Below are 26,712 nucleotides of genomic sequence, written 5' to 3'. Positions count from 1 at the left end.
ATCGGCAACGCCGCCACCGGCTGCCCTTCGGCGTCGGGCAGTGCCTGCAGCAGCCGCTGCAGATAGCCGGCCCAACGTTGGATCGTTGCCGCGTCGAACAGGTCGGTGGCGTATTCGAGTACACCGCGAATACCACGCGCGTCGTCGGACAACGACAAGGTCAGATCAAAGCGCGTGCTGGCATGGGCCTGTTCGAGACTCGACAGGCTCAGCCCTGGCAACTCGCCTGTGGCCCCTTTGGGTGTGTTGTCGAACGCCAGCGCGACCTGGAATAGCGGGCTGTAGGCCAGCTGCCGCGAAGGTTTGAGCACATCGACGATCTGTTCGAACGGGACGTCTTGATTGGCCAGCGCGGAGAGCACGCCGGTTCTGACCTGCTCTAGCAACACCTGCACCGGGGCGTCGGCGTCGACCCTCACTCGCAGCGGCAAGGTGTTGACGAAGAAGCCGATCAGCACCTCGAGTTCTGGTGTCGGCCGGTTGGAAACCGGGCTGCCGATCACCACTTCGTCCTGCCCGCTCAGCCGCGAGAGCAAAATTGCCCATGCCGCGATCAGCGCCATGTAGGTGGACGCGCCATGCGTTCGCGCCCAATCGCGCAGACGTGTGCTCGCTGCCTCGCCCAGTTCGAAGGGCAACATCGCCCCAGCGTGCGAAGGCTGCCGGGGACGTTCGCGATCGGTCGGCAGTTCTAGCAGCTCCGGCGCTCCGTGCAGGTGCTCCCGCCAGAAGGTCAGTTGCGCTTCCAACGCGACATCATCGATCCGGCTGCGCTGCCAAGCCGCGTAATCGGCGTATTGCAGCGGCAGCGGCGGCAGGGGGTCGGACGCGCCCTTGACGAAGGCACGATACAGCGCGCTCAGCTCTTGGGTCAGGATTCCGTTGGACCAGCCATCGGACACGATGTGATGCAGGGTCAGAAACAGCGCATGCTCATGTGCGCCAAGGTGCACCAGACGCGCCCGGATCGGGCACCCAGCGCCTAGATCGAACGGAGTGAGTGCTTCCTCGCGTGCAATTGCGGCCAGGGCTTGAATGCGCGCCTCCGGGTCTAGCAGGCTCAGGTCGTCCTTACGCAGTGGCAGGCCTTCGTCCATGGGCGCGATCCATGGGGTCGCGCAACCGTCGGTCTCGGCGAAGCGCATGCGCAACACCGCGTGTCGCGCCACGATGCGGTCCAGTGCCGCTTGCAGTGCCTGTAATTCCAACGGCCCCTGCAGATGCAATGCCGAAGGCATGTGATATGCCGCCGACGCGGCGCGGTCGAGCCGATCGAGAAACCACAACCGCTGTTGGGCCAACGATAGTTGCGGCGGCTGCGCCGGATCGATGGGGACCGGCACCGTCGTTGATACCGCTGCGGCGGTTTCCAGGAAGGCGGCCAACCGTGCCGGAGTCGGATGCTCGAACACCGCGCTGACCGGTACCTGCCGCTGCAACTGGGCCGCCACCCGTGAGGCCAGCCGCGCTGCCAGCAGCGAGTGCCCACCCAACTCGAAGAAGTTGTCGTGGATGCCGACCTGTTCCACCTGCAAGATCGCCCGCCAGATCGAGGCCAGGGTACGTTCGGTTTCGTTCCGGGGGGCCTGATAGTCACCCACCGCCAGCGACGCGGCGTCCGGCTCCGGCAATGCGCGGCGGTCCAGCTTGCCGTTGGCCGTCAGCGGCAGCGCCTCCAGCGACACCAACGCCGAAGGCACCATGTAGTCCGGCAACTGTGTGGACAGTGTCTGCCGCCAGTCCGACACACGGCCCTGGCCGCCCACCACATAGCCCACCAGACGACGGCCGCCCTGTTCGGTCTGCCCAACCGCCACCACCGCCTCGCGCACGCCCGGCAGCCGCTGCAGCGCCGCTTCGATCTCGCCCAGCTCGATCCGGAAACCGCGCAGCTTCACCTGGCCGTCGTTGCGACCGGCAAACACGATGGTCCCATCCGCACGCCAGCGCCCCAGGTCCCCGCTTCGGTAGTAGCGCCCCGGGCCGCCCAGCGGATCGGCCACGAACCTCGCAGCACTGAGCTCGGGCTGGTTCAGATACCCGCGCGCCACTCCCGCCCCGCCGATGTACAGCTCCCCGATCACGCCTACCGGCACCGCACGCCCCTGCCCGTCCACGATCCGGATCGTCGTGTTGCCGATCGGGCGACCGATCGGAATCGCATGCCCCGCCAGGTCTGCCAGGACGATCTCGTGGGTGGTGGCGAACGTCGTCGTCTCGGTCGGACCGTAGCCGTTGATCAGCCGCCGCGGGCGCTGCGACCGCGACAGCAGTCGTCCCACCGTGTGCACGTCCAGCGCGTCGCCTCCGATCAGCAACTGGTCCAGCTGCCCGAACGCGACTTCCAGCGCGTCCACGTAGGCGTTGAACAGCCCCACCGTCAGCCACATCGCACTGACCCCGAACCGCGCCAGTGCCGCCGACAGCGCCGCCGGATCCAGCACTGTCGCAGGATCGATTACCGCCACCCGGGCACCGTTCAACAACGGTGCCCACAGCTCCCAGCTCGAGGCGTCGAAGGCCGGGTTGGCGCAGTGCGCCACCACGTCGTGATCGCCCAGCGGCGCAAACCCGCCGTTGACCGCCAGCCGCAGCACCGCGCCCTGCTCGACCATCACTCCTTTCGGTGTCCCGGTCGAACCGGAGGTATACATCACATAGGCCAGATCGCTGGCCTGGCCTGCCACCACCGGCGCCGTATCCGGATAGCGGGCCCACGCCGATGGCGCCAGCGGCAGGGTTGCTTGGAACCCCGCGCCTTCCAGCGCCCGGTCGGACAGCACCACCGTCGCACCGCTGTCGGCCACCAGGTCGGCCAGGCGGCCGATCGGTTGCTCGGGATCCAGCGGCACATAAGCCGCCCCGGCCTTGAGCACGCCCAGGAGCGCGACCACCAGATCCAGGCTGCGGGTGGCGATCAGCGCAACGCGCTGCTCGCGATCCACCCCATGCGCACGCAAGCCGTGGGCCAGACGATTGGCGCGCGCATCCAGCTCGGCATAGCTGAGCGCGTGATCAGCATCGCATAGCGCGATCGCCTCGCCGCGACGGGCCGCGCAGGCGGCAAACACCTCGGCGATGGTGGACTGGGCCGGATACGCACGGGCGGTGGCGTTGAAGCCGTGGACCAGTTGCTCGCGCTCGCGCTCGGACAGCATCGGCAACGCCGCCACCGGCTGCCCTTCGGCGTCGGGCAGTGCCTGCAGCAGCCGCTGCAGATAGCCGGCCCAACGCTGGATCGTTGCCGCGTCGAACAGGTCGGTGGCGTATTCGAGCTCGCCAGTCAGTGCGCCGGCGTGTTCGTTCAACGCCAGCGACAGGTCGAACTGGGTCGTCGTGCGCGGTTGTGGCTGCGGTTGCAGACGCACCCCTGGCAAGGACAGCTCACGTGCACCCGGCGTGTTGTTCAGCGCCAGCATCGTCTGGAACACCGGGCTGTGGCCCAGGCTGCGCTCCGGCCGCACGTGCTCGACCACTTGGTCGAACGGCAGTTGCTGATGCGCAAACGCGTCCAGCGCTTGCGCCTTCACCTGCATCAACAGCGTCGCCGCATCCGCCATGCCGTCCACCGGCACCCGCAGCGCCAGCGTGTTTACGAAAAAGCCCGCCAGCCCCTCAAGCTCCGCACGTGGGCGGTTTGCCACAGGCGTGCCGATCACCACCTCCTCCTGCCCACCCAGCCGTGACAGCAACGCTGCCCAGCCGGCCGTCAAGGCCATGAACAAGGTCGCTCCGTGGCGCGAGGACCAGCTGCGCAGTGCCTGGACCAGCTCAGGCTCCAGGCGTAGCGGCAGACTCGCACCGCGATAGCTTTGCACCGGCGGACGCGGACGATCGGTCGGCAGTTCCAGCAGCGACGGCGCGCCAGACAAGGTCTGCTTCCAGTGATCGATCTGACGCTGCCAGACCTCACCAGCGAGCTGGCTGTGCTGCCAGGCCGCATAGTCGGCATATTGCAACGCCAGCGCTGGCAAGGGATTGGCCGCACCCTCGGCAAAGGCGCGGTACAACACCCCCAGCTCGCCGACCAGCACCCCTACCGACCAGCCGTCAGAAATGATGTGGTGCTGGGTCAGCAGCAACACATGGGTGTGCGCGTCCAGACGCAACAGGCGACCACGCACCAGCGGGCCGGCGGCAAGATCGAATGGTGCGGTAGCGGCATCACGGGCGTGGGTGGCCACCGCCTCCGCGCGCTCATCGGCCGGCAGCAGCGACACATCGAGCTCACGTAGCGCAAAGCCGCGATCGGCCGGATCGATCACCTGCTCGGGCTCGCCATCGCGCGCCAGGAAACGGGTGCGCAAGCTCTCATGCCGCGCCACCAGCGCATCGAGCGCGGCGCGTAATACTGCAACGTCAAGCTCGCCTTCCAGGCGCAGCGACACCGGCATGTGGTAAGCGGCCGAGGCGGTGGCGTCGAGTTGGCATAGGAACCACAGTCGGCGCTGGGCCAACGACAATGGCAGCTCCGCATCACGCGGCCTCGCAACGATCGCGTCGTCGTCCGCATCGCGCGTGCGCGTCGCACGGCGCGTGCGGTTAAGCAGGATTGCCTGCATAAGACGCTGGCGCTCGTCGAGGGACTCAGTCATCGATTGCTTCCTTGCTTAGTATCTCCCTGAGCTCATCCTCGCTGAGCCCATCCAGCTCGGCGAGCATCGACTGCATGTCCTGGCTCGCCAATGCCGCAGCCTGCGCCACGGCGACTCGTTCAGCCATGTATCTCAGTTCCGGGGCGTCGAACAACTCCGCCAGGGGCACCGTAACGCCGAACTCGCTTCGCAGGCGTGCAGTCAGTTGCATTGCCAGCAGCGAGTGACCGCCGAGATCAAAGAAATTGTCGTCGCGACCAATGCGGGAGACCCCCAGCAGTTCCCCCCAGATCTGAACAATCTGCTGTTCGATCTCGCCGGTGGGCGCGCGATAGGCGCGGTCGCTGGAAAATTCCGGTATCGGCAACGCGGCGCGATCGATCTTTCCATTTGGAGTCAGTGGCAGCCGCTCCAGCGGGACGAACCCCGCCGGCACCATGTGCGCCGGCAGCGACATGGCCAACGCGTCGCGCAACGAGTGCGGCGTCACGTGAACCTGCGGGCTCACGACAACATAGGCAACCAGCCGCTGGTTTCCGGTCGCATCGCCGCAGGCGACCACCACGGCGGCCTCGACGCCGTCGAGGCACAGCAGCGCCGTCTCGATCTCCCCGAGCTCGATCCGGAAGCCGCGAATCTTGACCTGGTGGTCGGTGCGGCCGCGGTACTCAATATTCCCGTCGGCAGTCCAGCAGCCGAGATCGCCAGTCCGATACCAGCGGCCGCCCTCGACAAAGGGATCGCTGCCGAAGCGCTCTTCCGTTAGATCGGGACGGCCGAGATAGCCGCGCGCCACGCCTGCGCCTCCGATATAGATCTCGCCCTGCACTCCAATCGGCAGCGCTTGTTCAGCGCGATCGACGATGTAAATCCGGGTGTTGTCGATCGGGCGTCCGATATGGGCTGCAAATGCGTCGCCGCGCCCGATCCGCACGCCCGTCGAATACGTGGTGGTCTCGGTGGGTCCATACAGGTTATGCACCGTCTGCGCTGAGGAACCGGCAAAGATGCGCTCCACCAGTTCGGCACGCAGTGGCTCGCCGGCCACATTGACCCGCCGTACCGATGCCGGCACTGCTCGGGCGTGCAGCAGCGCCGACATCCCCGAGGGCACCGTATTGATCAAACTGACCGGGCCGCACGGCGCTTCGAGCACATCGCGGACGATCTCCAACGTACCGCCCGCTGCCAAGGTCGCGAAGATTTCATAGACCGCCAGATCAAAGCTGATCGAGGTCGCGAACAAGGTGTGCGCGAACGCGTCCGTTCCACCGTCGCGCAGTGCCCAGGCGATGAAGTTGCAAGCATTGGCATGTTCGATCATCACGCCCTTCGGCGTTCCAGTCGAACCGGAGGTATAGATGACGTACGCCAATCCATTGGGAGGCACGTGCGGTAATGGCCACGGCACTTCCTGCGCTAATGTCGCATCGTCGATGTCCAGCGCTGCCAGGTTTGCCGGCAGCGCAGCGGCCAGCGCCGCAGTGACAATGCACACGCGTGCACCGCAGCTACCCAGGATGGCGGCTATACGCTCTTGCGGGTAGGTAGGGTCAAGCGGCACATAGGCAGCCCCCGCCTTCAGCGTCCCCAACACTGCAATGATCAGCCCAGGCCCACGGGGCAGCTGGATTGCGACACACTCCTGGGCACCCACTCCAATGCGTTGCAGGCGCGCAGCGACGGCGTCAGAGCGTCGGTCCAACTCGCTGTAGCTCAGGGTCTGCGCACCTGATCGCAAGGCGATCGCCTCAGGAAACGTGCGGGCGCTGCACTGGAACCAGCCGTGCAAGGTCTCAGGGCCTTGCTGGTCGACGCGCGTTGCATTGAAGGCCTCCAGCACCTGGATGCGCTCGTCGGCGCTCAGCAACGGCAATGTCCGTACCTGTGCGCCCGGATCGGCGAGCATTGCCTGCAGCACAGTTTCGAAATTAGCCGTCATCCGCGCGATAGCGCCGGCATCGACGCGAGTCTCATCGTGTATGAAATCGCAGCGCACCCCATGTTCGAACTCGATCGCATGGACTGCCAGCGCCATCCTGTCCAGCGCAACACGTTGCTGGATCGGGAATGCACTCAGCGCAACCTCGCCCCACCGCGTGATTGTCTCGCCCTCACGGCGAGGATTCCATAACTCGGTCAGCGGGCCTGATTCGCGCGCATTCTGGAAAACCAGACTGGCATCGAAGGGGGTGCCACCCAGCTCGAGACGACGGATCAGGGTGGAGATTGGATAGTCCTGGTGACGTACGCTTCCGCGCACCGCCGCGCGCGCGCGCTCAACAACGTCTGCTACACGACTGTCATCGCCGAACCACGCACGCAACGTGACCATGTTGACGAAATCACCGACCACACCACGCCACGCAGCTCTACTGCGACAAGGCATCGGCGCGCCGACCGAAATCGTGGAATGGCCGCTATAGCGGTGCAACAGGATTTGCAACGCGGCCAGCAGCACACTGAACAGGCTGGCATCGTGATCGGCGGCGAAGCAGCGCAAGCGTTGGCACAGTTCGCGACTCAGCAATAGCGTGTGCGCCCGCTGCACACCGCCACCGCCACCGCCAACATCGGCTGCGGGCAATTCAAGAGGAGACTGCGGCCGACCCACTATGTCACGCCAATAGGCCAGTTGACGTTCGCACGCCGGACCTTGCAGCCATTGCTCCTGCCAGTTTACGTACGCGCTGTAATCGTGCTCGTCCGCACCTATCTTGCCGATCGTCTCGACGTCGGAGCCCAACGCAGCAGATAGCTCACCGAGTAGTCGCCAATATGACCAGCCATCGCAGATGAGGTGATCCAGTGCCAACAGTAGAACCGCACCGCCCGCACAGCGGCGATAGAGGCAGGCACGCAGCAGCAATTGCTCGTCTTCAAAGGCGCGCCAGGCATCCTCGCTCACACGCCGCTGCAGCGTTTCCAGATCCATCTCGCGCGCGTCGACTTTCTCCAGGATTTCTCCACGAGGCTCAGTGATTGTTTGCTCAACATGACCCTCCTGATCACTGCAAAAACGTGCGCGCAACATTGGATGACGCGCAACCAACGCATCGATCGCCGTCGCTAGCCGACCTGCGATCGTGTCGGTATCAAGCGCTACCACGAATACATTGTTGTGATCACCGCGGGAAGCGGGATTCAACTGATACTGAAACCAGCGCGCCTGTTGACCTTGTGAAAGAGGGAAACGTCGAGACATCCTTGTATTCCTTTCACGCTGTAATCCCCGCCCGCCCCGACTCGTCCCTACCCGAGTCGCCCTATTGAACGTTGGCTCCGGCCGCAAACGGGAGCGGCTACATTTCAGTTCTCAGTCTCAGCCACCAGCGGATCTGATGTCCATACATCCGGGCTGCCAATCATCATGCCGTCCCCCATCACCACGACTCGATCTGCACCGGTGAAGTAGCGATCGTCGTGCGAAATCACAACCACTGCCTTGCCGCGCGTCTTTAGTGATTGCAGAATCTTGCCATAGAACACCTGCTTGAAAGTCGGATCCTGGTCCGCTGCCCACTCGTCGAACACATACAGCGACGCATCCTCCAGAAAACCCACAAGTAATGCCAAACGCCGGCGCTGTCCATCAGAAAGAGAGAGCGTACTGAAACGACCCTCCGCAAACCGGACCTTGCCAGACAGGCCCAACAACTCAAGGTACTGCTCGATCTCAACCTTTGCGGCATCGCCATCAATTCCCAGCGGACGGTCGAACAGATAATAGTCTGAATAGATGGCGCAGATTCCATTGCGGAATCCGCTGACAGTATCAGCATCGACAACAACGTCGTCAAACAGCACCTCGCCAGAGGCGGCGCGGTAGTGCAAGCTCAACAGTTTGGCCAGCGTCGATTTCCCCGACCCATTACCGCCGACAATAAACACGATCTCGCCACGGTTGATTTCCAAGTCGATCGGGCCGATATGGAACCCAGGCTCTTCGCCCCGCCCCGGATACCGATAAACCACCTGCCGCAGCCGCAGGTGCTGCCAGTCCCGGCGAGGTGCGCTTCCTTCTGCGGCGTCCTCGCGGGCAAGTTGCCCGAACAGCTCGTGGATCTTGCGTTGAGCGACCCTTGCCATGCTCAGCTGCGGCACGAAATTAAGCAAGGCAGCGACCGGGGCAGTAACGTACAGAAGGGCCATGATCACACCGGCCAGCGTGCCACTCCCGATAGCGTGATAATTGACGAATACGAATGCAATTGCGCCAATCACAAACAGCACGATCAGGTTGCCGTAATTCTGCGCCACGGCCATGACGCTCATGCCGGTCTTGGCGCTATTTCGAACCAGCCGTTCGTTCACTGCAAGCACATTCGCTGCATAGTCCTGACGTTTTGCGTGACTGAGCTTGAGTTCCTTGGCGCCGTGTACGAGACCCCGGATGCCTTCGTGGAGATGGTCAAGATGACCGCGTGCACGGACGAGATAACGGCGCGCAATCAACATCGGCAGCTGGTAGGTCAGCACACCCAGTGCGATGCAGCTGAGCACAAACCAGAACACGCTGGGGCTGAGAAACAGCAGGAAGCCAAGCACACCGGCCAATGTCACCGCGTTCGTCAACAGATCCGGCAGCAAGCGCGCGCCGGCGACAATGACCGGCACATCGGCAGTGATCGATGCCACTAGCCTGGCGAGGCCGACTCGCTCCAACTCGGCGATCGGCGCCTGCGAGATGCTTGTATACATGCTATTGCGCAAGTCAGTAGTCACATCCAGCGCTACGCGGGAGAGGATCACTTGCGACGCGGTGCGCGCGACCAAAATGAACACGCAATTGGCCACGAACAAGGCAGCAAATCGGTAATGCGACACCTGCCAACCGAAGAGCCTGACAGTTTCCGGCTCGGTCGTGGAAAATGCCGCCGGACCTTGATCGAGCACGGTCATCACCAACGGAATGACCATTGTGTATGCCATCCCGGCCAAGGTACCCAACACCATTGCGATGAACACCTTGTTGGGTGCACGCCGGGAAAATGAAGACAGGATGCTCATCGATCAATGCCCCGCCTTTTTTGCAGACTGCGCGGGTTCGAGCCAGAGTCGGCGGCGATCATCGCTCGTAGCGGTCATCGGGAGGTAGCGCACATCGCGAAACCCCTCGACCATGTCGTCGTAATGTGGGCTCATCGCGTTGGAGGACTGCCCGGTAGAATTCATTTGCAAGTGTGTAACAGCGGCAGGCGACAGCGAGAAGATCTGGCGGAAACCAGCACCAAACGTCTGCTCGTACCGACCGCTATCGCCCAAGGTGTAGTCGGCAACGTTGAGCGTATCGGGTGAACCACCGTTGGATATTCTCCGCTCGAACCAGACCTTGGCTACATTGACCGCACTAAAGGGCACGTGGCGATAGACCGTTTCATGGACGTCTCCCCATGCCCAGCCATCACTACTATCGCCGGCCATCTTGCGCAGCTCACTGAGCGCGTCGTCGAGTGCGGCGCCGGTGACATCAGCGCAGGGTACCGGCTTGCTGTCCTCCAGGTCGCGGCACCACTGGCCCGACTGTCCAGACAACATCGCGGCAACGGTATCTGGATCGATTCCGTCGATCATTCCCTGCAGCACGCGACTCTGCCGTGCACGGTTCCAATACCCCTGGAATGCGGCGCCGACCAGACGGCGCTTGAGCTGACGCAGCCAAGCATTGAATAGAGTAGCCGCGTGGCTATCTCGATCCATGCGCCCGTTCCAGTCGCGTAGCGTGTCGTGGGCCCACCGCTGCGCTCTATCGCCCGGCGGATAATTCAACAGAGCCTTGGAAAGCCGCACTGCGGAGGCGCTGTATTGATCGGCCTGCATGCGCTGCATCAACGCCACATCGACCGGTTTACCGGCGGAAACAGCACCAGTGATCATCTCTTCAATTCGCCTCTTTCGAGTCGGCGGCGCCCAGTCGTTGGAAATCAGCCAGCGATAAGAGGGAGGCGTAGGATCATCATTGGCCGAGGCCACGAAGCCTGACGGCGGATCGTAGACATGTGGCATCTCCTCATACGGGATGCGACCAGTCCAAACGTATTCATCGTTCCATCCAGGTACCGGCGCGCCGCCATCACCTGCCGCGCGTACCGGAATACGTCCTGCCGCCAGATGGCCGACATGACCGGCGCGGTCCGCATACACCATGTTCAAGGCGGGTGCGACCAAATACGCGAGCGATTTGTCGAACTCGCTCCAATCCTGTGCATAGCCGATCCGGTAGAAGGCTTCGTAAGAAGTATCGTCCTTGTCCAGAGCGGTCCAGCGCAGAGAGGCTGGCTGCTCAAACACCTGGAACATATCGTTGATGATCGGGCCGTGCCGCGTGGAACGTACGCTGATTCGCAGTGGTTTGATCGGAGCGTGCAGAAACGAAGGGAAACTCTCCCGAACCTTGATAAGCTCCTCACGTTGCAGGAACGGTACCCACTTCCCATTGGCGAGATAACGCGACGCATCGTCGGGCTTGGCTTGTTCCAGATAGATGTCCTGGCTATCTGCCATCAGGTTGGTGCCTCCCCACGCAATGCTGGCATTGCGTCCGAATACCACGACGGGCAAGCCGACCAATGTTGCGCCGGAAACATCGAGGTGATCGCCTTTGAGTGCGGCCATATACCAAAGCGATGGCATCTGCAAACCCAGATGCGGATCGTTGGCGAGCAGCGCCGAACCATTACCCGTCAGACGAGACGACACCGCCCATGCATTGCTGCCGACATAATGCCCCCCAAGTCCGGTGTTTTGTTCCAGCTTTGAGAAGAACTCGAGCATTTGCACGCAGCCCTCCACTGTCATTGGGTCGAACGCAGAGCTCGATGCGAGATCCGGCTTGTTTGCGATGCGCATCGGATCGTCGGCGGCGTCAGGGAACAGTGTCTGCAAGCGCTCGGTATCGAGCAGTTGGGCTGCGAGCATACGGTCGATTTCTCGACGGTAGTTGCCCCCCAAATCAAGCGCGAACACCTTTGACCAAGCTAGCGAGTCATAAACGGTCCAGGGATCAGGCCGAATTCCCAGCGCAACGAACTCCACAGGAAGGGCCGTGCGTGCGTCGAGCCATGCGTTGATGCCGTCGGCATAGGCCTGCAAAGAATCGCGTGCCTCCGGGCTCAGCGCATCCCAGGCCTCATGCGCCGAACGCATCAGTCCGAGCGTACGAAACCAGATGTCCTGTTGCACTGCATCCTTGCCGAGCAACTCGCTCAAGCGGCCCTGCGCCATCCGCCGCTGCAGTTCCAACTGCCACATGCGGTCCTGCGCATGCAGATAGCCCACGGCGAAATAGGCGTCGCGATCATTGCGCGCTACCACGTTGGGCACTCCGTAACCGTCACGCTCAACGCTGACGGGGGCACGCAATCCTTCTACTTCAAGACGGCCCTGCTCGTTTGGAAGGCTTTCATGCAGGCGCCACCATCCGGCGGACACCGCGACTACAAGCGGACCTACGACAAAAAACAGGATACGAGAAAGCAGTGGGTGCTTTTTGAGCATCGAACATCCTGTCCTGTCTTAGCAAGGAAACGGTGAACTGGTGTAGATCGCTGCTAACGCCAACGCACGCGCGGCCCAGACCTAGAGGACCTTACATGGTGCGCTAGAAGCGTCCCCACTCGCTTCTTCATGCACGTGCGAAACCCCTGACAAGATCCTCAAAAAAAAAGAGGACGTCAAGCGTTTCACGCGTAGTTCCGAATACTGACTGGCCCGCGATCGCTCGAAGTATGAATTGTTAGAAATCGCCTAGGAGCACGGGCCTGAATTGGCAGTCTGTCACGGCTATGCCTCGTTCGGAGGTCCCGCGCATGACGATGCAAGGACCTCTTCCGTTCCGTTATTCAGAACGCAGCACCCTCCGCTGAACGCGCGTGATGCTCAATTCCGGACAGCATTGGAGATCATTCAGAGGACTTGATCGGCCCATTCCGTACCAGAAATGGTGTATCAGACACCCTCACCACTGGCCGCGATCCGGCTACGGCGTAACTTGCGCAGGCGTTCACGTACGCGTACGCGTTTGTGCAGCGCACGATCATGCAGCCACAGATAGATCGCAGGGGTACTAAGTAGTGTTAGCAATTGCGACACGATTAGCCCCCCGAGGATGGCGATACCCAAGGGGCGACGCATCTCTGAGCCAACACCAAACCCGATTACCAGGGGCAGCGCGGCCCCCATGGCCGCGAGCGTCGTCATCGTAATCGGACGAAAGCGCACCAGGGCGGCCTCCGTGATCGCAGCCACCGGATCGAGTCCGCGCTCGCGCTCGGCGACTAATGCGAAGTCGACCATCATGATGGCGTTCTTTTTGACAATGCCGATGAGCATGAGTACCGCAATCACGGACATCAGGGTCAGTTGGGTCTGCGTCACGAGCATTGCCAGAAATGCTCCCATGCCTGCCGCAGGAAGTGTCGACAGAATTACGAGTGGATGGAAGAGACTGTTGTAGAGCACGCCCAACAGCACGTACATGAGAACGATCACCGCAATCAACATGGTCGCGGCACCCACGACCGCTTCCATCAACTTTTGATTGGTGCCTGCGTAGTCGTCCTGGACGCCGGGGGGAAGGGGCGCCTTGGCGATCAGCTCGTCGACAACACGAATTCCTTCGATCTGGCTGACTCCAGGGGCCACGTTGTAGCTGATGCTCGATGACTCCAACTGGTTGTAATGCATGACACTGGAGGGGGTAATCGCGGACTTGATCGTCGCGACCGCCGATAACGGAACCATTTGCCCGGTACCTGTGCGCAGGTAGGTTTGCAGCAACTGCTCGGGTCCCGGGGCACGCGCCTGTTCGGAGGTCAGCACGACGCGGTATTGATTGATGTGCGAATAGATCACCGATACCGGCCGCTGACCGAATGCGTTGTAGAGCGCGTCATCGACATCGGCCATCGAAACGCCCATCCTGGCCGCAGCCTGCCTGTCGACAACCACCGACTGCTGTTTGCCGACGCCATCAAAACTTGTTTCCACGGCACGCAGCTGCGGCATGGCCCGTAAGCGCTCGGCCAGCTTCAACGTTGTTTCCTGCAAGCTTACGCCTGCCGAACTGGTGAGCTGAAGCTGATACTGCCCTCCCCCGGAACGGGTATCGCCACCTCCGCCGAAAAACTGCACAGCATTCATGACTACCGCCACCTCCGGCAGGTGTTTATATGTCTCGTTGAGACGGGCGATCACCTCGGCGACGCCAGCGTGTCTTTCACTGATCGGATAAAGCTCGACGTAAAGACTTGCGGAGCGACCTCCGCCTGCATCCAGCCCGCTGCCGTTAAGCACTGCGGTCACCTCGCGAACGGCTGGATCAGCCCGCATGATGGCAGCCACGCCACGCACATCTGCTGAGAAACGATCGGAGGCCACATTAGCGTCGCCGCGGACCATGGCTTGGATCATGCCCAGATCCTCTTCCGGCATGACTCCGCCACCTGCGGTCATCGCGACGGCGGCGCCCAGTACGCCGGTCAAGACAATCAAGCATATCGGCTGCCAGCGCATCAGCCGCCGATGGCGCATTGCCCAGCCCAGCGTTCGTCGATAGACGTTCAGAACGACGTCGTCCATTCTCTGCAGCGCTGCAACCAGGCGTGCGGTTGTCTGGCCACTGGCGGACTCTGCTTTCAGATCCAAGTACTTTCCGCACAACGCGGGCGTCACTGTTAGCGAAACTACCGCGCTTACAATGATGGCCGCTAGCAGGGTGACCGAGAACTCCCGCACCAATGTGACAAAAATGTTGTTGCCAAACACCATCGGCGCAAACACCGCGACGAGCGACAACGTAATTGAAACGATGGTAAACCCGATCTCTCGGGTACCGCTGAGTGAAGCCGCTAGCGGCGAATGCCCGAGCTCCATGTGCCGAACAATGTTTTCAATTACGACGATTGCATCGTCGACCACAAAACCGATCGCAAGCACAAGAGCAATCAGCGACAATGTGTTGAGCGAAAAATCCATGCACCACATCGCGATGAAGGCACCTGCCAGCGACAACGGCACGCTTGCCATCGCGATCAAGGTCGGACCGACCCTACGCAGAAACAACAGCATTACTGTGGCCACCATCAGAATGCTGAGCAGCAGAGTGAACTCAACCTCGTGCAGGCCACTTTTGGTGGTCTGGGTGAGGTCGAAGATCGGATGAACGGCGACATCAGCGGGCATGATGGAGCGCAACCCTGGCAGTGCCGCTCGAATCGCTTCCACGGTCGCCACCGAGTTGGCGTCCGCGCGCTTGCTTATTTGCATCACCACTGTGCGTTGGCCGTTGTACCAGGCCCCCTGAAACGCGTCCTCCTGGCCATCGTAGACACGGGCCACATCGCCCAGCTTGATGGGCGCGCGACCACGCACTGCGATGACAAGTCCGGCAAAGTCCGCCGCGCGCATCAACGCGGATGTGGTGACCAGCAGCAACTGTCGCGGGCCCTGTTCCACCGCGCCCAGCGCCGACGAGGAATTAGCCGCAGCCAGGGCATTCTTGACCTCATTGGCAGTGATGCCCTTGGCCGCTAACGCATGGTTGTCCAGCTCGACGCGCACCGCACGCGGCGATCCGCCCGACAACTGGACTGTTGCCACGCCGTCAACACGCGCGACGGCAGGTTTGGCTAGATTGTCGGCTACGTCATAAAGCTGGTCAGGGGCCAGCGTTGGCGAGGTCAGTGCCACGAGCAGCACAGGCAATTGCGCAGTGTCAAACTTGAAATACTGCGGTGGCGTCGGCATGCCCGCAGGCAGATCTACCAACGAAGTGTTGATCGCCGCCTGCACCTCGCGGGCTGCCGAGTCGGCATTGATACCGAACTCGAACAGAATCTGTATCTGGACAGAGTTCTCGCCTGCGATGCCAACCATTTGCTTGACCCCTGGGATCCGGCCCAGATGGCGCTCCAAGGGGGTCATCACGGTATTGGCCATGGTCTCTGCACTGGCGCCAGACATCTGCGCAGCTACTGCCACCGCGGGGAGATCCAGCGAAGGCAACGCGGCCACACCAAGCAGGAAGTACGACCACAGACCCACCAGCACGAGGCCGACCCCCGCCAAGGAGGCGCCAATCGGGCGGCGGATGATCGGCGCGAACAAATTCATACGCCGGCACCGCGTTCAACGCGTGCGAGGGCTTGCATGCTGCGATGCGCATCCCTCTTCATGCGTGTACCACCGGGGCTTGCGTGCGCTGCTGTCGGCGCCGCCGCAGCCACGCCTGATAGCGCTCCATGTACAAATAGATCACCGGCGTGGTGTACAGGGTTACCAACTGCGACACCAACAGTCCCCCGACGATCGACAGACCCAGGGGACGGCGCAACTCGAAACCGATACCGGTGCCCAGCGCCAGTGGCAACGCACCGAGCAGCGCTGCCAGGGTGGTCATCATGATCGGACGAAAACGCAACAGGCAGCTGCGGCGGATCGCTTCGTGCGGACTGGCGCCGGCACGCTGCGCCTCGATCGCAAAATCGACCATCATGATGCCGTTTTTTTTTACGATGCCGATCAACAACACGATGCCGACAATGCCGTCGACCGACAGGCTCAACCCGCAGACCATCAATGCCAACAATGCGCCGACCCCTGCTGGCGGCAGCGTCGAGATGATGGTGATTGGATGGATATAACTTTCATAGAGAATGCCGAGGACAATATAGATCACCACTAGCGATGCCAGCAGAAGCCAGATCACATCGGTCTGGCTCTGGGTAAACTCGGCCGCCTTGCCGACAAACTGGCCGTGTACCTGAGACGGCCAGGCCAACTGCTTGCGTACCTGTTCTACCGCACTGACCGCATCGGAGAGCGAATGGCCTGGAGCAATATTGAACAAGATCATCGCCGCCGGTAGCTGCTGCTGATGACTGACTACCAGAGGCGTGCTAGTAACTCTCGACTTGACCAGTGACGACAGCGGAATAGTGCCTCCAGCACCCACGGGGATACCGGTATCGCGGTTGCCGATACCGGTGGCCGTGGAGGAATTGCTGGAGGCAAGCTGGCCGAATGCGGTTGCATTGCTGCCGACCAAGGCGCCGGACCCGTTTGAAGCGACTACAAGTTGCTGCAGCAACGCCTTCTGCGTGCGGAATTCAGGAGCCACCTCCAAGACCACGCGATACTGGTTAATCTCGGTGAAAATCGTCGAAATCTGCCGCTGTCCAAATGCGTTGTAGAGCGTATCGTTGATACTCTGCATCGGCACGCCGAGCAGGCTGGCATTTTCTCGGTCCACGCTCAGCTCTAGCGCGCCTCCCTGATTGGACAAATTATTGTCCACATCGGCGAGTTCCGGACGCGCGCGTAGCGCCTGGGTCATCCGCTCGGCCTCAACGGCCACTTCTTCCGCGTCCATGCCAGACAACGCGTATTGATACTCGGTTGGGGCCACTCGGGTATCAAGGGTGACATCCTGTACCGGCTTGAGATACAGGGCCACGCCCGCAACATCAGTGGTAGAGCGTTGAAGACGCGGCAGGATCTCGTCAAGGCTCTGGCGCTCGCCGCGCTCTTTGAGCACGATTGAGATCCGGCCCTGGTTGAGCGTCGGATTCATGCTTCCGGCTCCAACGAAGGCGGCAACTGCAGCGACGGCCGGGTCGCTTCGCAGTGCCTGGGCTACCGCCAGCGTTCGCTCGCGCATCTGTGCAAAGGCAATGCTCTGATCGGCTTGGACAACGCCCACGATCAGGCCCGTGTCCTGTTCGGGGAGCAGGCCTTTCGGTATCGCCACGTACAGCAACACCGTCAGTACAACCGCCATCCCTGCCGCACCCAGGGTCCACTGTGGATGCGCCAACACCCAATCGAGACTGCGCTCATAGGCTGCGACCATGCGGCTCCATACGCTGGAGCGATTGTCACGGCCGTCGCGCCCACGAGAAACCTCGCTCTCCGGCAGCCCATCGGGCTTGAGCAGGTAAGCGCACATCATTGGCGTCAGCGTCAGGGACACCACCATCGATAGCACCACCGCAATGCTCAGCACCCAGGCGAACTCGTGGAACAGGCGTCCGGTCACCCCCGGCATCATCAACAAGGGCAAGAACACCGCGACCAGCGACACAGTGAGAGAAAGTACCGTAAAGCCTATCTGACGCGCGCCAATTTCAGCCGCTTCCTGCCCGCTCTTGCCCTGCTCTATGTAGCGCACGATGTTTTCGATCATCACGATTGCATCGTCGACAACAAAGCCGGTTGCCACCACCAATGCCATTAGCGACAAGTTATCCAACGACATGTCGGCAAACGCCATTACCGCAAAGGTGCCAGCCAGCGACAGCGGTACTGCAACTGATGGGATCAACGTTGCCCATAGACGGCGCAAAAAGGCAAAGATCACGGCCACTACCAGCCCAATGGTCAGCAGCAACGTAAACTGTACTTCGTGCACTGATGCGCGAATGGTCTCGGTTCGATCGGAGAATATCTCCAGTTGCACGTCGGCAGGCAGCAGGCTGCGCAATTCGGGGAGCAGATCCCGAATGCGCTCGACGGTCTGCACGATATTGGCGCCAGGCCGCCGGCGCACCTCCAACAACACGGCCTCCCTGCCGTCTGCCCATGCTGCGAGCTGGTCGTTCTCGATGCCGTCGATGACATTGGCAACGTCGGCAAGCCTGACCGGCGCGCCATTTTTGTAGGAGACGATGATCTCGCGGTAATCGGCGGCATCGACCAATTGGTCGTTTGTACCGATGCTGTAGGACTGGGTGGCCCCATTGAGTGAGCCCTTCGGCGCATTGACGTTGGCGCGAGTCAGGGCCGCACGCAGGTCTTCTAGCGTCAGCCCCATATTGGATAACTGAGCGGGATTGACCTGCACTCGCACCGCCGGCCGCACATTGCCGGCAATCAAAACCAAGCCAACGCCCTTTACCTGCGACAGCCGTTGGGCCAGGATTGAATCAGCGAAGTGACTGATCTCGCGTAGCGGCCGGGTGTCAGAACCCAGTTTCAGTGTGATGATGGCTACGTCAGCCGGATTGACCCGGTTATAGACCGGTTGGTAGGGCAATGAGGACGGCAGCGTGGCTTGGCGGATCGCTGCCTGCACGTCCTGTGCGGCGACATCAATGTCGCGATCCATGGAGAATCGCAGCGTCACCGTGGATAGACCGGCCGATGAATCGGAGGTCATTAGTTCCAATCCGGAGATCTGCCCAAACTGGCGTTCCAACGGAGTGGTTACCAGCGCGGCCATCGTCGTTGCATTGGCGCCGGGGTATTGGGTCGTCACAACCAGACTGGGGACATCAATTTCAGGTAGCGCTGCCACTGGCAACTGGCGATAGCCGAGAAAGCCCAGCATCAGTACGCCCGCCATCAACAGCACCGTGGCGACCGGACGGCGGATAAAGATCGACGAGAAGCTCATGGAAAACTCGTCCGAGGAAGCGTCAATGGCGATTCCGCCGGATTGGGGCACTGCCAGCCCCCCTTTTTGCGGCGGAGGCCGTTGTGGCGACCTTGCGATCGGCGTTGAGCCGGAAGTGACCATTGACAACGACGCGCTCACCCGCCTTCAGGCACGCGGCGGTCTGAATCTTGGCACTGTCGATCTCGACACCGGCGCGCACCGGCTGGCTGCTCGCCTCAATCGGGATGACTGGAACTGGAGCCCTGCTCTCGCCGGCGGCGTCCGTTGCGTTCTCAGTGCTGCCCTCCCCCGCCACGGCTAGTTTTACCGCAGCCACCACCACCACCGCCCCCGACAACAACGCCACCTTGGCCAGCCTGCGCATGTACAACTCCCTACCTTGAGCGAAGATTAGGCAAATCTCACCAGTCAGAGCAATGCACTAAAATCAAACTCGCCCACCGGCTGCAGGACCAGGGACGCAGGACAGTTATTCGAAAGCGGGCAGTTGCCTTCGGAATGAGGCCTCGGCCCATGGTGCGATACAGTTATCTACCACACTGTTCATCGTAACCGACCCAGAAGACAGGGTGAAGCCGGCCCCCCCAGTCTTCGCGCCTCATGCGCTGCTAGAGCGCAACTGGAGTCCGACGCGCCAGCGCCGCAGCGGACACGTACGCTTCCTGTAGCAGGAAGCGCACTGGTACGATCGTCCCCCGCATCCAGTCCGGGCTCCAATGCTCGCTCAGCTGCAAGCTCAGCTCCTCGTCGTTGGCATCGACCAAGCGCGCAGCGGAAAATTCCATGAAGCGTCTTGTCGATGGGTAAAGCGCCTTGAATAGCGCCTCCTTGGCCGAAAACAGCAGTGTCAGTGCTCGCTCCGGCGGCAGCGCGACCAGAAGTTCCAGCTCTGCCTGGCTTGCAATGAGGCGACAGATTTGCCCGGCCTGATCCGCATTGATCCAACGCTCCACGTCCAGGCCAAAGGCCGTCCCTGGAGCGCGAGCGACAACTGCAGCTGCTGCGATGCCATCTGCGTGACTGATTGAGCCGGTCCATCCGGGCGGCCAGATGGGGAGACGATCGATTCCCCGCGGGAGCCAACAGCCAGCTTCAGCACCTGCGGCCGCTAGCGCGCGCTCGGCGCAATAACGTCCAGCCAGGTATTCAGTAATCCGCTTGGGACTAACCTGTCGCATGTCGGCCGGAAGACGATCGGCAAACGCTGCAAATGGCATTTCGCCCTCGAAGCCGACAGCATGCCAAAACATCGTGAAGCCTGCGCCTGACCTCAGCAGCGGGCTCAACTCACTTGCTGGGCGGTCGCGGTAGTATGAATGTATTTCCGTCCCCGCGATCGGCTCCGCTCCGACATCAAACGGCGCTGTCATTTTTTGTGAATGCTCTGATGAGATTCTGCTGCCGATTCAAAATTGACTGCTTTCCGGTCGCCATACTACCGATAAATGCTTGGAGTCTTCTAGTCCGCTTGCGTTCCTGATTGCCCGAAGAGATTAAGGCATGAGGCGAGCCATCTCGGCTGACCCAATCAGCGCAACCAGCAGGACGAAGAATCCTCGACACTTGGATGATGCCTACGGCGGCGAGCGCAACCTTGCAAGGTCAGTCATCGATCCAAGGCAAGCCATTCTGTTGTTGCCTTGAATACCATGCAGGACCAGCCGTCATGGCAGATGGCAATCGACGGTGTAGAACGGCCTCACCCAGGTCGCGGCGCCTGATTGGAGCACGTACGCCCAGGAGTGGAGATCGGACATCGGGAATATTCAATCGACACTGCTTCCGAGCGTTTGCCTCGCCCGGCTCAACTGGCGATGGCAAACACCGAGCCTGAGTCTATGCGCACGCCGGCCCCATCGATGAAGCTGGCCCGCTCCGAATACAGGAATACGACCAGCGAGGCCATTCCTATGACCGACCGAGCCGCCTGAGCACGATCCCGGAGCGCTCATAGAACCATTCGATGTGGGAATCGAACTCGAGGAAGCGCCATGCCTCGTACTGACCAGGGCATAGCTCGACGCGTATGCCAGTCGCGGAGAATGGGCAATAAGGATATTGAAGCGATAGAACTCTGGTGAGCTCATCTCTCTTAAAGAGTACGCTTGCGCATCCCGACATCCTCCTGCAGCTCCGGCTTGAACGGCACATCCGGCGGCGGTCTGGCTGTTGCGGGTTGATCGTTGAGATTCGGGTCGCTCAGGCCGCAGCCGCCGCCGAACTGCAGCAACGACACCACGCAACTGATCTTGGTGGTCGTTCCCGGGATCGGGATTTCGATCTTCTTCAGGCCGCGCCGCACCCATTCCTGCAGCAGCGACTGGTTCGGCATCCAGTACTTGTCCAGCGAGGTCGGTGTGTAGCCGTACGGCGGACGTTTGAGCCAGGTGCCGCCCTGGGCGATCTGGTCGCGGGTCCAGGTATCGGTTTCGCTGCCTGGCGGTCCGCGATCACCGGCGCCGTTGCCGGCATCGCCGGCTCCGGCGAAGACGTGAACGCTGCCGTCTGCGTTGAACATGCCGTTGCGTGCTCCATTGGCGCCTGTGGTTTCGCCGGCGCGATGACGGTCGGATTTGCTCCAGTCGTCTGCATTGGCCGCAACATCCCAGCCGCCACTGCGATCTGCTGGCGCCGGGCCGGCATTGCTGGTCGCCGGCTTAGCTGCGGATGAGGCTGCCGCCGTAGTGCTGCTGGGTTGCGCCGATCGCGCCGAATTCGCCAGTGCCTGATTGGGCTGCGTGGACGCCGCCGATGGTTGCGTTGCCGCAGCTACCGATGTCGACGATGTCGTCGCTGGAGTCGCCGGCGTCTGCTGGGCTGGCGCGGCCGGTGCCGGCTGGGGCGTCGGGTCCGGCACGCTTGGCAATTCGGCCGTTCGAATGGCCACCTCAGGCATGCGCACCGTCGGTGTGATCTCGCGGCTGCGCACCGACGGCGCAACGACCTGGGGCCGGTCCGGCACGACGATTTCCCGCTCGCGCACCGTCGGTGCGTTGGCAGTGCGCATCGCGACGGTCGAAGCGGGACGCTGCAATTCGCGTAGCTGCGGTTGCTCGGTCATGGTCTGGACATCGCGCTGACGCACCTCGATCTGTGGTGCGGCCGGCTCAACAGGACGCGGCGCTACCGTGATCGTCGGCGGTGGCGGCACGACAAAGTCGTTCGTGGCCACCGGTGTTTCGGTGACCTGCAGCGGCGATTCGATCGTGACCGGCGGCACCTGAACAGTCACGCGTGGCACCTCCGGCGCCACCGGTTCGCTGGCGGCGGCAGCCACCGGTTCCGGCGCAATGTCCTGGGCCTGGGCAGCGCTTGAAGGAGGATCGACGGACTCGACAGGCGCAGGCACCGACGGCGCTGCGCTTGACCCGTTCGGCCTGCCGGTCGCAGCGGACTCACTGGATTGTGACGCCGAAGCCGCATCGCCCGAGGCGGCCTGCGCAGCGTCAGCGGGCTGCCCTTGCCCACCGCCCTGCTCTGCCGCACCGTCGCCGATGAAGGTCATGCGCACCCGTGATTCGTCGCCGGTCTGGGTGTCATCCGGCGCCCAGCGCACCGTGACGACCCAGATCAGCAGTGCGATGAAGCCAAGATGGATCAACAGGCTGCCGAGCAGCGCCAGCCAGTGCTGTGGTCGCTGGTCTTTCGGTCGCGGCTCCCAGTGCTGCCACCACAGGCTGCGAAATGCCTGGAACGGCGACAACAACGCCACGCCAACGCCTGCATGCGGCGCTGGCCGTGCCAGCAGCACGCCCAACACCTGGTCATCGTCGAACGCAGCCGCCGGCCCGAGGCGGCTGCTCATCCAGGTTGCCCAGCCGTAAGGCAAACCGGTGCGCCGATCCAGGATGAGCTTGCCCGGCATGCGCGCGCGCAGTGCCTGCAGCAGATCGGCGGCCGTGGTCACCGGTGGCGCGGAATCAGGCCGCGCTGTCGCGCGGGATATACGGCGCGTCGCCGGTGGCGTGGTCGGTCGCGTCGCGCACCGCAATCACGCCGGGCACGCGCCCCATCAGGGTCTTCTCGATGCCCTGCTTCAAGGTCACATCGGCCATGCCGCAGCCGTGGCAACCGCCGCCGAAGCGCAGCAGCACGACACCCTCTGCCGAGACCTCCTGTACCGCCACACGTCCGCCATGCGACGCCAGCTGCGGGTTGATCTCGTTCTCCACCACCCAGCGCACGCGCTCCACCATCGATGCGGACTCGGCCGGCGCTTCGCCCTTGATCTTGGGTGCCTTGATGGTGAGCTGCTGGTTGCCGGTGGACTGGGTGACGTAGTCGATCTCGGCGCCATCCACCCAGGGCACGCTGGCGGCGACGATATATAAGGTGAAGCCGTCGCAGTCGATCGCCCATTCGTCGCCGCTCAGGTCCGCCGGTTCGGCGAACTCCAGCCGGGCGTCGGCGCGCGGGGTACCCGCATCCACCGCGCTCAGGCGCACGCCCATGCCGGGCACGCCCTCGCGTTCGATGAGCTTGCGGAAATAGGTTTGGGCTTTGTCGGATATCTGGATCATGCGGGTTATTCTACCGCTCAATGCGCCTGCGCTCATGGAACACCGTGATCCTGAGTGAACGCGCTGTCCGCCACCCCTGCGAGACTGTCATGACCGATCTGATTCCCCTGGAACAGGCCCATTGCCTGCCGCGCAAGGGCAGCGACCACAAGCTTGGCGAAGCGCGTCTGGCTGAACTGCTGCCGCAGGTGCCGGGCTGGGAGCTGGCCGAAGTGGGCACTGCGATCACCCGCACATTCCGCTTTGCCGACTATTACCGCACGCTAGCCTTCGTCAACGCGCTGGCCTGGATTGCCCACCGCGAGGACCACCACCCCGACCTGGGCGTGCATTACGACCGCGTGGTGGTGCGCTATTCCACCCACGACGTCGGCGGATTGAGCGAAAACGACTTCATCTGTGCGGCCAAGGCCGCCCAGCTTTACGATCAAGGAGCCACCCCATGACCCTGTCTCGCGCCGCCCTCGCCGGCCTGTTCCTTGCCGTCGGCATCAGCGGGTGTGGCAAGTCGTCGCAGCAGCCCGCCGCACCGGCGGTGGCACCGACCGAACTGGCCGCCTTGAAGACCCCGCCGCCGGAATACTCGCCGCAGCTGGCCTGTGCCGGCATCGGCGGCACCGCCGTGCTCCGGGTCGTGGTCGGTGTCGAAGGCACCCCGACCGACGTCTCGGTATCGCAAAGCAGCGGTCAGCCGGTGCTGGACGAAGCCGCGCAAAGCCGCGTGCGCGAATGGAAATTCCGGGCCGCCACGCGCAATGGCCAGGCAGTGCCGCAGACGATCCAGGTACCGGTCGCGTTCAAGCCGCCGGTGCCGCGCCCCGACGAATGCTTCGCCATCGAAGAGCGTGCGCGTCGAGGCGGTTAAGCCGCGTTCGATGTAACACGCGCACAAGCGCGGCCGCGCCGGCGCGCAGCACGCAAGGCTGAGCACGGCGAACGGCCCGCATCAGCTCCAGCTAGCCACGGTGCACGCCTCATGCCAGCGTGCACGCGTCAGGGTTATCGCGCCAGACACCACGCCTTCGTCATCCAGGCATGGCCATCCTGCAGCCGCAGTGTGGTCATGCGCAAAGTGCGCAGCAGCAGTCGCCACGCTCCCCGCCGAGTACGTTCTATTCCACGAGGTCGTGCGTCACATGCTCGAAGTGTCATCCCACAATGTCTGGACCGCGTTTGCGGTCACGCTGGCCGCTGGCCTGGCGACCGGACTCGGCAGCCTGATGGTCGTGTTCTCCAAGAAGCCCAACCCGCGCCTGCTGGCGTTCGGGCTGGCATTTGCCGGCGGTGCGATGGTGTATGTGTCGCTGTCGGAGATTCTCAACAAGTCGATCGCCTCGTTCTCCAACGCCTACAACGACAAGCTCGGCTTCACCTTCGGCACGCTGGCGTTTCTGGCCGGCATGCTGCTGATCATGGTGATCGACCGCCTGGTGCCCAACCCGCACCAGAGTCTGTCCAGCGATGATCCGCTGTTCCGCGACGACAACCGTGCCTATATCCGCCGGGTCGGCTTGATGACCGCCATCGCCATCACCGCGCACAATTTCCCCGAAGGCCTGGCGACCTTCTTCGCCACACTGGAAAGCCCCGCGGTCGGCATGCCGCTCGCGTTCGCCATCGCGATCCACAACATTCCCGAGGGCATCGCCATTGCGGTGCCGGTGTACTTCGCCACCCGCAACAAGTTCTACGCCTTCGGCGCCAGCCTGCTCAGCGGACTGGCCGAGCCGATCGGCGCCGGCATCGGCTATCTGGCCTTGTCCAGCGTGCTGTCAGAAGCGGTGTTCGGCACGGTCTTCGGCCTGATTTCCGGGGTGATGGTGTTCCTGGCGCTGGACGAATTGTTGCCGGCGGCCAAGCGCTACGCGCAGGGCCACGAGACGGTCTACGGCCTGGTGGCCGGCATGGGCACACTGGCGATCAGCCTGGTGTTGTTCCGCTTCGCCACGCCTTAACGCCCGGCCGAACCGCAGCCGCGGTGCCGGCACGACCATCGGCTCGACCGCCAGGACACATCGGCGAAGCGCTGGCGGCCACGACCGGGACGGATGCGTCGCCGCGGCGCAATGGCGGCCTCAGCGCCCCAGCCGGTCCAATGCCTCGGCCAGTTCCGGCGCCAGCGGCGCGCTCAACACATAGGGCGTCTTGCCGGCATCCAGCGCAAATTCCAGCGAAGCGGCGTGCAGGAATAGGCGCTTCAGGCCGAGCTGGTCGCGCAGGCGCTTGTTGACCTCCGCTTCGCCGTACTTGTCGTCGCCGGCCACCGGGTGCCCCAGGTGCTGGGCGTGCACGCGGATCTGGTGGGTGCGGCCGGTTTCGATACGGACTTCGCAATAGGAGTGCCCGCCGCGTCGCTCCAGCAGCTTGAAGTGGCTCAGCGAAGGCTTGCCGATCGCATTGACCTGCACATGCCGCTCGCCGCCCTGGCGCAGCCCGATGTGCAGCGGCGCATCGACTGTCATCACCCCGTCCGGCATACGGCCGACCAATAAGGTCAGATAGCGCTTGGTGATGCCGCGGCCTTCGACACGGTCGTCCTCGCGCATCAAGGCCTGCAGCTCGGTCAGCGCCGAACGCTTCTTCGCCACGATCAGCAGGCCGGAGGTATCGCGATCGAGCCGGTGCACCAGTTCCAGGGTCTGATTCGGGCGTAGGGCGCGCAGGGTTTCGATGGCGCCGAAGCTGATCCCGCTGCCGCCATGGCTAGCGACCCCGGACGGCTTGTTGAGCGCCAGCAGGCGCGCGTCCTCGAACACGATCGCCGCTTCCAGCCGCGCCAGGAACGATGCCGGTGGCGCCGCCCTGTCGCCCTCCTCGGCTACGCGCACCGGCGGAATTCGCACTTCCTCGCCACCCTCGAGCTTGCGCTCGGCCTTGGCCCGCCCGCCGTTCACCCTCACCTGGCCGCTGCGCACCAGCTTGTAGATCAGGCTGCGTGGCGCGCCCTTGAGCTGGCCGAGCAGGAAATTGTCCAGCCGCTGCCCAGCACGGTCTTCCGGAACTTTGAGAATGCGCACGCCCACACGGTCGGTGGGTGGCTTGGGGGGCTGGGGGTCGGTCATCCGGCTCTTTATTCTGTTACACTCGGCGAGCGAGATAAGGGTTTGATTTCGTTGGAAGTTGATTGGCCAGAAGCCTGCCTTCCGATGATTCCGGCACAGTGCGCGACCACCGCCCCCGGGGCGGCCATGTTAGCGGCTCA

14 protein-coding genes and 1 pseudogene are annotated in these 26,712 nt (G+C 62.7%); 3 read left to right on the top strand and 12 right to left on the bottom strand.

Features of this window, described 5'->3' with window-relative positions; translation table 11 throughout:
* The 11 genes and pseudogenes from ABQ137_RS17605 to ABQ137_RS17555 form a co-directional block, all read right to left on the bottom strand.
* Positions 1 to 4,595 (bottom strand): non-ribosomal peptide synthetase (locus tag ABQ137_RS17605; protein ID WP_349783259.1); only part of this gene is annotated, 4,595 nt, incomplete at its 3' end.
* A complete protein-coding gene (locus ABQ137_RS17600; RefSeq protein ID WP_349783258.1) occupies positions 4,588 to 7,800 on the bottom strand; it encodes a non-ribosomal peptide synthetase in 3,213 nt (1,070 codons plus the stop codon). The genes ABQ137_RS17605 and ABQ137_RS17600, both read right to left, overlap by 8 nt.
* A gap of 104 nt (positions 7,801 to 7,904) precedes the next feature.
* Positions 7,905 to 9,605, bottom strand: coding sequence for a cyclic peptide export ABC transporter (locus tag ABQ137_RS17595; protein WP_184519100.1), 1,701 nt, complete (start codon positions 9,603 to 9,605; stop codon positions 7,905 to 7,907).
* A gap of 3 nt (positions 9,606 to 9,608) precedes the next feature.
* Positions 9,609 to 12,092: a penicillin acylase family protein gene (locus ABQ137_RS17590; RefSeq protein ID WP_179465775.1), complete on the bottom strand. Its 2,484-nt coding sequence runs from the start codon at positions 12,090 to 12,092 to the stop codon at positions 9,609 to 9,611.
* Between the two features lie 450 nt (positions 12,093 to 12,542).
* The gene (locus ABQ137_RS17585) at positions 12,543 to 15,707 is read right to left on the bottom strand and encodes an efflux RND transporter permease subunit (RefSeq protein WP_349783257.1); all 3,165 of its coding nucleotides are present in this window, start codon (positions 15,705 to 15,707) and stop codon (positions 12,543 to 12,545) included.
* A 58-nt stretch (positions 15,708 to 15,765) separates the two neighbouring features.
* A complete protein-coding gene (locus ABQ137_RS17580; protein ID WP_349783256.1) occupies positions 15,766 to 18,987 on the bottom strand; it encodes an efflux RND transporter permease subunit in 3,222 nt (1,073 codons plus the stop codon).
* Positions 18,988 to 19,009: 22 nt separating this feature from the next.
* Positions 19,010 to 19,354 (bottom strand): hypothetical protein, encoded by a 345-nt coding sequence (locus tag ABQ137_RS17575; protein ID WP_184519088.1) that lies wholly within the window; start codon positions 19,352 to 19,354, stop codon positions 19,010 to 19,012.
* A gap of 244 nt (positions 19,355 to 19,598) precedes the next feature.
* The gene (locus ABQ137_RS17570; protein ID WP_184519085.1) at positions 19,599 to 20,276 is read right to left on the bottom strand and encodes a 4'-phosphopantetheinyl transferase family protein; all 678 of its coding nucleotides are present in this window, start codon (positions 20,274 to 20,276) and stop codon (positions 19,599 to 19,601) included.
* 518 nt (positions 20,277 to 20,794) lie between these two features.
* A pseudogene (locus tag ABQ137_RS17565) lies at positions 20,795 to 20,940 on the bottom strand (SDR family NAD(P)-dependent oxidoreductase); the annotation flags it as partial.
* A 142-nt stretch (positions 20,941 to 21,082) separates the two neighbouring features.
* Positions 21,083 to 22,897, bottom strand: coding sequence for a transmembrane repetitive protein (locus ABQ137_RS17560; protein ID WP_184519082.1), 1,815 nt, complete (start codon positions 22,895 to 22,897; stop codon positions 21,083 to 21,085).
* 13 nt (positions 22,898 to 22,910) lie between these two features.
* The gene (locus ABQ137_RS17555) at positions 22,911 to 23,510 is read right to left on the bottom strand and encodes an NfuA family Fe-S biogenesis protein (protein WP_024938663.1); all 600 of its coding nucleotides are present in this window, start codon (positions 23,508 to 23,510) and stop codon (positions 22,911 to 22,913) included.
* An 89-nt stretch (positions 23,511 to 23,599) separates the two neighbouring features.
* Between ABQ137_RS17555 and ABQ137_RS17550 the strand changes: the two genes are divergently transcribed.
* The 3 genes from ABQ137_RS17550 to zupT all read left to right on the top strand — a co-directional run bounded on the left by ABQ137_RS17550 (position 23,600) and on the right by zupT (position 25,465).
* Positions 23,600 to 23,956, top strand: a complete 357-nt coding sequence (locus ABQ137_RS17550; RefSeq protein ID WP_024938664.1) for a 4a-hydroxytetrahydrobiopterin dehydratase — start codon at positions 23,600 to 23,602, stop codon at positions 23,954 to 23,956.
* Entirely contained in the window at positions 23,953 to 24,375 is a 423-nt protein-coding gene (locus tag ABQ137_RS17545) for an energy transducer TonB (RefSeq protein ID WP_184455991.1), read from the top strand. Before ABQ137_RS17550 ends, ABQ137_RS17545 begins: the two co-directional genes overlap by 4 nt.
* 271 nt (positions 24,376 to 24,646) lie before the next feature.
* The gene (zupT, locus tag ABQ137_RS17540) at positions 24,647 to 25,465 is read left to right on the top strand and encodes a zinc transporter ZupT (protein ID WP_016904561.1); all 819 of its coding nucleotides are present in this window, start codon (positions 24,647 to 24,649) and stop codon (positions 25,463 to 25,465) included.
* A gap of 120 nt (positions 25,466 to 25,585) precedes the next feature.
* Here the strand turns inward: zupT and ABQ137_RS17535 are convergent, their stop codons facing one another.
* Positions 25,586 to 26,572, bottom strand: coding sequence for an RluA family pseudouridine synthase (locus tag ABQ137_RS17535; RefSeq protein ID WP_104544063.1), 987 nt, complete (start codon positions 26,570 to 26,572; stop codon positions 25,586 to 25,588).
* Between the last annotated feature and the right edge of the window lie 140 nt (positions 26,573 to 26,712).

Origin of the sequence: Xanthomonas sp. WHRI 8393 (assembly GCF_040203315.1) — a bacterium.
In the GTDB taxonomy this organism is placed as follows: domain Bacteria; phylum Pseudomonadota; class Gammaproteobacteria; order Xanthomonadales; family Xanthomonadaceae; genus Xanthomonas; species Xanthomonas arboricola.
The sequence above is the reverse complement of the archived record's forward strand: the minus strand, read 5'-3'. Positions and strand labels throughout refer to the sequence as shown.